We start from the raw sequence: 8,895 nt of genomic DNA on the forward strand, positions 1-8,895 counted from the left end.
CCCTGACCTCCTCGATGCGAACGAGGCGCGCTACCAACTGCGCCATAGGCCCGTGAACCTCAGTTAGATTATCACGCCTGAAAGGTCCGACACGCCGAGGTGCACATCATCCGATCGCCCGGCGATTGAGAAGCGCACGCACGTGCTCCTCGATCTCCCGGTCATCGACGATCCCCATCCGGGCATAGGGCGATGCTTCCTCCTGGGCGGCGGGCAGCTGCACCGGGGCGGGCGGCGCCATCTGCTCGGCCCTCTCCCGCAGCGCCGCGATGCGCTCGGCCCGGCGCAGCTCCTGCTGCGCATCGATCTCGGCCTGCGCCGACTGGGCGAGAGAACCGCTCACCGACACCATCGGCTCCGGCAGCGGGCGGGGCGTCCACACCGCGGGCCCCTGATCATGCAATGGCGGCGCGACACGAGGTTTGGTCTGCACGGCGATAGGTGCAGCGGCCGGGCGGCGGGCCGCTCGGCGGGCAACAGCCGCCATCTTCTGCAGCGTCATCAGCCCGACGAGTGCCAGAGCACCGCCGATCCACAGCGCGGCGGACGCACCGGTCGCAACGGCCGGCCAGATTCCGAACCCGGAGAGAATGAGTCCCGACAGCAGCACAATGCTCGCCGCCAGTCGAACACGCCGACGGGCCCGCCCCTGACGCAGCACCGGATCGGCACGCGTCGCCGCGAGCTCGGCCCTCAGACGCACGAGTTGGCCCGCTTCCTTCTCTGACTGCAGGCGCTTCGCGAGCTTCTGCTGCGCATAAGCGGTGCGCGCACTGAGCTCAAGGCGCACCTCGTCGGGGGTCTCGCTCGTCTCGGCGAGCACACGCAGCGCCTGGTTAAGTCGCACGGCGTTCCGTTCCGAAGCATGGTAGTGATAGCGTCCGCGCCACGAGGGCAGCAGATAGAGCATCCAGAGCAGCACCGCGACAAGGACGATGACGCCCCCACTCAGCACCGGCCCGTTCATAGGTTCCACGCTATTCGACACCGGCCCGCGGCACCTACACGCTCAGCGCGTGTCGCTACCGCAAAGTGTCGAATCTCAGATCTGCAGGCGATCCGCGGGCGGAATGGTGGTCGCGTCGACCGGAACTTCTCCGTTCACCCAGCGAGCCAGAACTCCGCCAGGAACGTCCTCGGCGTTCAGCGCAAAAGCGTAGTGGTCCCGCCAGTCCCCATCGATGTGGATGTAACGGCGACGCATTCCCTCATACCGGAAGCCCAGCTTCTCGACGACGCGCAGGCTCGCGGTGTTCTCCGGACGGATGCAGATCTCCATGCGGTGCAGCCCGAACTGCCGGAACGCGGCATCCGTTGCCAGCGCCACAGCCGTCGGGGTGATGCCTTTCCCAGCGAAGCGCTCGCTGACCCAATATCCGATCGTCGCGGCGCACAGCGATCCGCGCGAAACACCCCAGATGTTGAGCTGCCCGGCGATCTCACCGTCGTACAGCATGACGAACGGGTATCCGCCGCCCTCCCGATACTGCTGCAGGAGACGCCGGATGCTGACGCGCATGTCGAAGGACGCCGAGGCGTTCGGGAGCGTGGCCTCCCAGCGTTGCAGCCAAGACCTGTTCTGGAGGAGCTCGTTCTGCAGGATGCGGGCATCCCGGGTACGGATCAGACGAAGCTCGATCGGGCCGTGCCGGTACTCCTGCATGAGGTCCATCCTCATCCGCAGTCCGGACGCGCGCTCACAGGCGCTCGCCGAACTCCTTCAGCCAGGGACGCAGCTCCGGGCCCAGATCTTCACGGTCGGCCGCGAGCTGCACGATCGCCTTGATGTAGTCGACGCGGTCGCCCGTGTCGTAGCGACGGCCGCGGAAGATCACACCGACGACGCCGGGACCGGTCTCATCTGCGGCGAGCTCCTGCAGAGCATCCGTCAGCTGGATCTCGCCACCCTTGCCGGGCTCGGTGCGCTCGAGGATCGGGAACACCGTCGGCGGCAGCACATAGCGACCGATGACCGCGAGGTTCGACGGCGCATCCTCCTGCGCGGGCTTCTCAACGAGGCCCGTAACACGCACGACGTCACCGTCATCCGTCGTCTCGACCGCCGCAGCACCGTACATGTGGATCTGCGAGGGATCGACCTCCATGAGCGCCACCACCGTCGCGCCCGTGCGCTCGTGCTGCTCCATCATCGTCGTGATCAGCGCATCGCGCTCATCGATGAGATCATCACCGAGCATCACGACGAAAGAACTGTCGCCGACATGCGTCTTCGCCCGGAGAACCGCGTGGCCGAGCCCCTTGGGCTCCCCCTGTCGCAAGTAGTGGATGTCGGCGAGATCACTCGACTTCATGACGCGCTCGAGGCGACCCATGTCGCCCTTCTCCGTGAGCTTGACCTCGAGCTCGGGAACCGAATCGAAGTGGTTGGAGATGGCGTTCTTATTGCGCCCGATGATCACGAGGATGTCATCGATGCCCGCCGCCGCCGCCTCTTCGACGACGTACTGGATCGCCGGCTTGTCGACGACCGGGAGCATCTCCTTCGGCATCGCCTTCGTGGCCGGCAGGAACCGAGTCCCCAGACCCGCCGCCGGAATGACCGCCTTCATCGACTGCTTACCCATGCGGCCAGCTTAGTAGGCACCCCCGCCAGAAGGGCACGTAGACTCGAGGGCATGTCGACCGGACTCACCGAGCAGAAGCGCGCCCTGCGCGCAGAGCTGCGCGAACGGCGTCACCTCCTCTCGGAAAGCCAGCGCGAAAGCGCCGCATCCGGTATCGGCGAACAGCTCGATGCGCTCATCGCACAGCACGGCGCCCGCTCGATCTCCTGCTTCCTCTCGACCACCACCGAGCCCGGCACACTCGATTTCGTCACGCGCGCCGTGCGCCGCGGCATCCGAGTCCTGCTCCCCATCACCCGCGCCGACGGCCTCCTCGACTGGGCCGTCGCCGACGATACTGACGAGATCTCCGTGGGGCTCTACGGGCTCCCCGAACCCACCGGAGAAGTCCTCGGGCCGATCGCGGTCAACGACGTCGATCTCATGATCATCCCGGCTGCCGCCGTTTCCAGCGATGGTGTGCGGCTCGGTTGGGGCCGCGGTTACTTCGACAAGACCATCGGGTCGATGCAGAAGTGTCCTCCCGTCTATACCGTGACCTATGACTCCGAGGTCATGGAGTCCCTCCCCCGGGAACTGCACGATCAGCCGGTCGACGGCTTTGTGACCCCGACCCGCACCATCACCCTGCCGCACGCGCGGCACTGAGCGATCCCGAGAAGAACATGCCCACCTACGCCTACGCGTGCACGTCCTGCGCGCACGCCTTCGACGCCGTCCAGAGCTTCTCCGACGATGCCCTCACCGTCTGCCCCGAATGCGGCGGAGCACTGCGCAAGCAGTACGGCTCGATCGGCGTGACCTTCAACGGCTCCGGCTTCTATCGCACCGATTCCCGGAGTGGCGCTGGTGCGAAGAGCACATCGTCGGCATCATCGAAGGCGGAGTCGTCGACGAGCGCCAAGCCGGCCACCACGACGACGTCCTCGAGCTGAGGTCCGCGGACCGGAAAAGGGGGGGGTCCCGTGTTCAAGGGATTCAAGGAGTTCATCGCACAGGGCAACGTTATCGATCTTGCTGTCGCGGTCGTCATCGGCGGTGCGTTCACCGCGATCGTCAACGCGGTGGTCTCGAGCATCATCGAGCCTCTCGTGGCTCTGTTCTTCGAGGCGGATGCCGCGGGCAACTTCGGTCCGCAGCTGACCAACATCTACGGAAATGCCGTGACCTTCCCCCTCGGTGACCTCATCTCCGCGATCATCAGCTTCCTCGCCGTCGCCGTGGTCGTCTACTTCGTGTTCGTCATGCCGATGAACAAGTGGAAGGAACGCCAGGCGGCGAAGAACCCCGCCGTCGAGGAGGAGACCCTCCCGAACGAGCAGGAGCTGCTCATCGAGATCCGCGACCTGCTGCGCAAGGCGAACACCGACAGCTGAACCGGCCTCCGGCTTCACCCGGCCCTCGTCCCGCTCGCGGGGCGGGGGCCGCGTCAATAGTGCGGCGGCACCTCGCGCAGCATCCGCTCATCGTTCGGGCCGCTGCCGGTGACCGTCTCTGGTCGGGGCGCCGTGTGCGTGACGACGTCCGGCGAACTGTCGGTTCCCTCGACCGCCGTCAACCGGGCTCTCCGACTGCCGGTGACGCGGACGACACGCTGACGCGGCTCCGCCTGCTCAGACATCGCTTCGCGGGTCGATCGGCTGCGTGTCGTGCTCGGCGCGCACGGCGTCGGCCGAGATGCCGAGCACGGCGGCAATCCGGGATGCCGCTGTCGCCGGGTCGCTGTAGAGATCGAAGGCGTGCACGCGCACGTAGTGCCAGCCGAGTCGGCGCAGCACGTGGGGCCTCAGACGCAGACTCTCCCGCAGCGAGTCGGAGGATATCTCCCGGTCCGACTCGATGACGACGGCCTTGCCGTCGTGCTGGGCGACGAGCGGCAGCAGGCCCCGGTAGTCGACGTCGACGGATGCCCCGTACCGGCGCAGTTCCCGGGCGAGCACCCGGGTGAGCGGATCGGCAAGGTCCTCCAGGCGGGAGTCGCGGTTATGGGCCGCGAGACCCCCGAGGATCGACATGAGCGTCGCCGCGCCGTGCTCCAGGCGTCCGTCGTCGAAGGACGAGGGACGGATCGATGACACGATGACCATGGAGCGGCGGGCACGAGTCATCCCGACCGTCAGCAGACGCTCGCCGTCGGGTGTCGACAGATCGCCGAAATCGCTGAGCACGCGTCCGTGCTTGGTGAGGCCGTATCCGAGCGAGAAGATCACGCGGTCTCGGCTCTCCGCCACGGACTCCTCAAGGGTCAGCACCGCGAACGGCTCGGCCGTGTCGCGCCCGACGAAGTCCGCGACGTCCGCGCGGCCCGCGAACGCCGTCGTGACCGCGGCGCGCACGCGCTCCGCGTGGCGGGCGCTGGCCGTGACGACCATGAGCGTCTCCGCCGGACGATGCACTGCGTGCTCCACCACGAGGGACACGACCCGCGCCACTTCGGCATCCGGACTCTCGACCGCGCCGGAGACCGCATTCGGCGTTCCGACGCCACCCTCGACGTAGTCGACGGTCAGGCTGCCGCGTCCGAGGTAGGAACCGGCCCAGGGCAACGAAAGGATCTCACCGCCGTAGAAAGCATCGTTGATGAGCTCCGCGAGGTCCTCGCCGCCTGCGCGATAGCTGCGGGTCAACGTCATCACCGGCAGCAGCTCGGCAAGACGCTCGAACACCGAGATCTCATCGAAGGGCACCTCCGACTCCGCATCGGGGTCGGCCGCGACGGCCATCTCGAACGGCGTCGGGCGCTGCGTGACCGGGTCACCGAAGACCACGACCTGACGAGCGCGGCGAATGGCGGGAGTCGCCTCGGCGAGGTTGATGGCCGCGGCATCCACGAGCAGAACCGTGTCGAACTCGACGGAATCCGGAATCTCAGGAACCTGATAGGGCGAGGAGATCCATGCCGGTGCGAGCACATTCATCAGCGTCGGCGCAGCCGAAACGATCTGGGCCGTCGTCGGGGTGCCCTGCGTGAGCGCCCGCCGAAGGTTCTGCGCCTCGGTGGGCTCATCGACGATGCCGATGCGCCACTGGTCGCCGAGCTGCGCCGCCAGCAGCGGCCCCGACATCGAGGCGTGCGCCTCGTCGACGAGCCGGAAGTCCCGCTCCAGGCGATCGACGACCGCCGTGTTGGCGCCGAGCAGCGATCGGTTGTCCTGCAGAGCGCGCTCGAGCAGGGACTGCCACCACGCGAATTCGAGTTCCTCGGTGACCTGGTCCTCGGAGACGTGACGGATCGAGAGTTCGGCGAGCAGTGGCTCGAGTCCCAGGCCCGCGAGTTGATCGCGGATGATCGCGCGCTCGACGAGGTTGTCGAACACGTCGGACTTCGCCGCAAGCCCCGCGAGGGTGCGCACGAGACGCTCGACGGGCAGGGATGCCAAGGGCTCACGACGCCCGAGAGCGGCATCGAGCTCGGCGAGCTCCGCCGTCACCCGTTGCCAGGATGCGTAGACATCCCCGAGGCCGAGCGGCACTTCCGGGGCGACACCCGCATCGACGAAGCGCTGCCACTGGGTGCGCTGCTGCTGGATGTGCAGGAGCGCCTCGTGCATCTCACCGATGTGAGCGCCGGGACGGACGTACTCCTTCGCGAGACGACGCAGCCGACGTCGATTCGGGCCAGACATCTCCGGCGCATCCCGGCGGGAACCGTGCGCCTTGATCAGTTCACCGAGCGGACGCTCGAAGACCGTGGGGCTGAACCGGTCGAGAGAATCGCGGATGCCCTCGAGGAGACGCAGATACTCCCCCAGCTCGTCGATCGTCGCGAAGGGCCGCATCCGCGTCTGCGAGTTCAGCTCATATCCGCGCTCCAGCAGAGCTGGCACGCTGGAAGCGTGCAGGCGACCGGCGAGGTCGTGAGCGGACCGAGCCGCTTCCGTGCTGGCGAACGAGACGCCGTACCAGGGGGAATCATCGGGGCCGAAGCGGAATTCGCCCAGACGTGCCGCCTGCACGAGGGCGGCAGCGGCCGTCGCCCGATCGGTCGACAGGCGACGCAGCGTCTCGGTGTTCAGCCGGGCGGTCGTCGACGGAGGCTTCGGCAGCGACGCCAGCCGTGTCAGCTCGCGCACGGCGTCGAGCACCGAGACGTCCAAACCCGCCGCCGGCGCTGCGAGCGCGCGACGGTAGTCGAGCAGGACGCTCCGCAGGCGCACGAGCGCATCATCGACGTCGCTGACCTTGGGCGCGACGGCCTTCTCATTGCGGCCGATCGCGCGCACGAGGTCGCGGCGGACAGTTGCCGGGGAGACCGCGAGGCCGTCCAGGCCGACGCCCGTGAGACGGTGGCGCACACCGTCGAGCGTGGAGCGGCGCGCCGAGACGACGAGAACGCGCTTTCCGGCGCGGACGAGCTCTCCCAGCGCGTTGATGACTGTTTGCGTGCCCCCCGTTCCCGGCAGCGTCGCGACGGCGAGCGAGTGGCCGGCGGCGATGCGCGCGAGCACGGATTCCTGCTCGGCATCAGCGTCGAGCAGGAGCGTGTCGGATGCCGGGGCACGGTCGTCCGGACTCGTCGCCGGTGGTTCGGAGCGCGGGGCGGTGACGCGCTCGCGGTCGTCGATGTGTCCGGCCAGCGCGTTCAGCAGCGGGTGATCGAGGTCGTGCCCGTCGCGCGACATGGCCGCGCCGACGTCGGCGAAGGTGGAGACCACGAGACGCGGGAGCACCGTGAAGGTGTCGATGGACTGGGTGGCGGCGCGCACCCGATCGATGACCGGCTGCGGCTTGAAGATCCCGCCGTCATAGGCGAGGGATGCCAGCGCTTCAGCATCGATCGTGATGCCGAAGTGCTCGCTCGCCGCGCGGACCAGCTCGGGGTTCACGAAGAACGCGCCCTGGAGCTTGAGCTCGAAATCGGTGTGGTGTCGCCGGATCGCGAGCGGTCGCAGCAGGACGGGGGCCGCGAAGTCAGCTCCGCCGATGCGCCAGCCGGCGATACCGACCGCGAGGTGGACCGCATCGATTCCGCGGACGGTGCGCAGCTCGGTGTTCTTCGCAGTGATCCGTTCGGCGGCCATGCGCGCAGTGCGCAGCCCCACCTCGTCGCGGAAGAGGTTCGACAGGAGCGTCGACTTGCCGGTGATGAACTGAGGCAGGCTCCCCGGGTGGGCCTTGGAGATGTCGATGCCGCCCTCGACGGTGTCGCGGTAGGTGATCAGCGGGGATGGTCCGCCCAGTTCCCTGGCCTCGGCGCGCAACCGAGTGCGCTCGGCGTCGGCGATGTGATCGACCGCGATGACGGTCTCATCCTCGCTGCGCTCTTCGAGGGTCATCGCGGCATCCGCAGATCTGTCTTCACGTCGCCACACATACACAGACTAGGCTCAGCACCTCTCACAGGCCTGTATCCTGGGCGGGTTTCATAGGAATGGATCACTTTTCCTGCACAACCCCGACGCCTTCGCCTTCCTCCCCCGATCGTGCGATATCCCGATCGACGACCGGTCGGGCACCGCAGGATGGACTCATGACGTTCCGCTATGACTTCGCTCCGACGCCCTTCGGCGACGCTCTGGTCGTCTTCTCCGACGACGGCGTCGTGTGCTTCGATCTGTCCGAGGCGACCGATCCCTCCGTTCCGTGGCTCCTCGAATCGGTGAGCACCCGGTTGGCTGCGACGCCGGTTCCCGATCCGGGTGCCGCCGATGAGATGACCGAGCTGCTCGATGAGTACTTCTCCGGCGTTCCCCTGTCATTCGTCCCGAGGATCACACTGGACTGGCGTCTCGTCGATGGATTCACACGCACCGCACTCCAGACGATCGCCGACATCCCGTGGGGCGAGACCATGAGCTATGGCGAGGTCGCCGTGCGCGCGGGCAGTCCGGGCGCCGCCCGCGCCGTGGGCACAGCCTGCCGAATCACACCGTTCTCCGTGATCCTGCCGGTTCACCGCGTCGTGCGCTCCGACGGTTCCCCGGGCCAGTACGGCGCGCACCCCGAGCGCAAGCGCTTCCTCCTCGATTTGGAGCGATGACGACCGCCCGGATGCCGACGACCGCCACGGTGCGGCGTGCGACATCGACCTCCGTCGCCGGCAGCCTTGCTGTCGGGACTCGCGCGGATCACGATAAAAGCGTGATGGAGACTCGTACCGCGAGTATTCCGATATTCAGCACCGGACTGCTATCGATCGTTGGGGACGCAACCATTTCCATTTTCACGCCTGCGCCTCGGCCTTTTCAAGCTCTTCCCGGGTACTTTTCGCATTCGGATCCAGCTTCTTATCCGGCTCTTCACGAACGAGGGTGTAGCCGGGGCCTGAAGCCGCCGGCTTCGAGGAGCGATCTCGCGACATAGTTCGTCA

Annotated in this window: 9 protein-coding genes; 4 read left to right on the plus strand and 5 right to left on the minus strand. The window is 67.3% G+C overall.

All coding sequences use genetic code 11. The features are described from left to right. Positions 1–106 precede the first annotated feature (106 nt). The 3 genes from Q0Z66_RS11180 to galU all read right to left on the minus strand — a co-directional run bounded on the left by Q0Z66_RS11180 (position 107) and on the right by galU (position 2,585). Positions 107–967 (minus strand): hypothetical protein, encoded by an 861-nt coding sequence (locus Q0Z66_RS11180; RefSeq protein ID WP_298041135.1) that lies wholly within the window; start codon positions 965–967, stop codon positions 107–109. 75 nt (positions 968–1,042) lie between these two features. Then, positions 1,043–1,672 (minus strand): GNAT family protein, encoded by a 630-nt coding sequence (locus Q0Z66_RS11185; RefSeq protein ID WP_298041138.1) that lies wholly within the window; start codon positions 1,670–1,672, stop codon positions 1,043–1,045. A 25-nt stretch (positions 1,673–1,697) separates the two neighbouring features. After that, positions 1,698–2,585, minus strand: coding sequence for a UTP--glucose-1-phosphate uridylyltransferase GalU (galU, locus tag Q0Z66_RS11190; protein WP_298041140.1), 888 nt, complete (start codon positions 2,583–2,585; stop codon positions 1,698–1,700). Positions 2,586–2,636: 51 nt separating this feature from the next. Here galU and Q0Z66_RS11195 point away from each other — a divergent pair, with 51 nt between their 5' ends. Genes Q0Z66_RS11195 through mscL form a run of 3 tightly spaced genes read left to right on the plus strand, consistent with a single transcriptional unit; the run spans position 2,637 to position 3,961 of the window. Then, positions 2,637–3,233 carry a 5-formyltetrahydrofolate cyclo-ligase gene (locus Q0Z66_RS11195; protein WP_298041142.1) on the plus strand — a complete coding sequence of 199 codons (597 nt, stop codon included), beginning with the start codon at positions 2,637–2,639 and terminating at the stop codon, positions 3,231–3,233. Between the two features lie 17 nt (positions 3,234–3,250). Beyond that, on the plus strand, positions 3,251–3,520 hold the full coding sequence (locus Q0Z66_RS11200) for an FmdB family zinc ribbon protein (RefSeq protein ID WP_298041144.1): 270 nt from the start codon (positions 3,251–3,253) through the stop codon (positions 3,518–3,520). Positions 3,521–3,550: 30 nt separating this feature from the next. Beyond that, positions 3,551–3,961 carry a large conductance mechanosensitive channel protein MscL gene (gene mscL / locus Q0Z66_RS11205; protein WP_298041146.1) on the plus strand — a complete coding sequence of 137 codons (411 nt, stop codon included), beginning with the start codon at positions 3,551–3,553 and terminating at the stop codon, positions 3,959–3,961. A 53-nt stretch (positions 3,962–4,014) separates the two neighbouring features. Here the strand turns inward: mscL and Q0Z66_RS11210 are convergent, their stop codons facing one another. Both Q0Z66_RS11210 and Q0Z66_RS11215 read right to left on the minus strand, forming a co-directional pair. After that, entirely contained in the window at positions 4,015–4,206 is a 192-nt protein-coding gene (locus tag Q0Z66_RS11210) for a hypothetical protein (RefSeq protein WP_298041148.1), read from the minus strand. Continuing rightward, the gene (locus Q0Z66_RS11215) at positions 4,199–7,861 is read right to left on the minus strand and encodes an AAA family ATPase (RefSeq protein ID WP_298041149.1); all 3,663 of its coding nucleotides are present in this window, start codon (positions 7,859–7,861) and stop codon (positions 4,199–4,201) included. The genes Q0Z66_RS11210 and Q0Z66_RS11215 overlap by 8 nt, the downstream gene beginning before the upstream one ends. 194 nt (positions 7,862–8,055) lie before the next feature. Between Q0Z66_RS11215 and Q0Z66_RS11220 the strand changes: the two genes are divergently transcribed. Beyond that, positions 8,056–8,565: a methylated-DNA--[protein]-cysteine S-methyltransferase gene (locus Q0Z66_RS11220; RefSeq protein ID WP_298041151.1), complete on the plus strand. Its 510-nt coding sequence runs from the start codon at positions 8,056–8,058 to the stop codon at positions 8,563–8,565. The last annotated feature ends 330 nt before the right edge of the window (positions 8,566–8,895 follow it).

It is taken from the genome of uncultured Microbacterium sp. (assembly GCF_947632095.1).
Classification (GTDB): Bacteria; Actinomycetota; Actinomycetes; order Actinomycetales; family Microbacteriaceae; genus Microbacterium.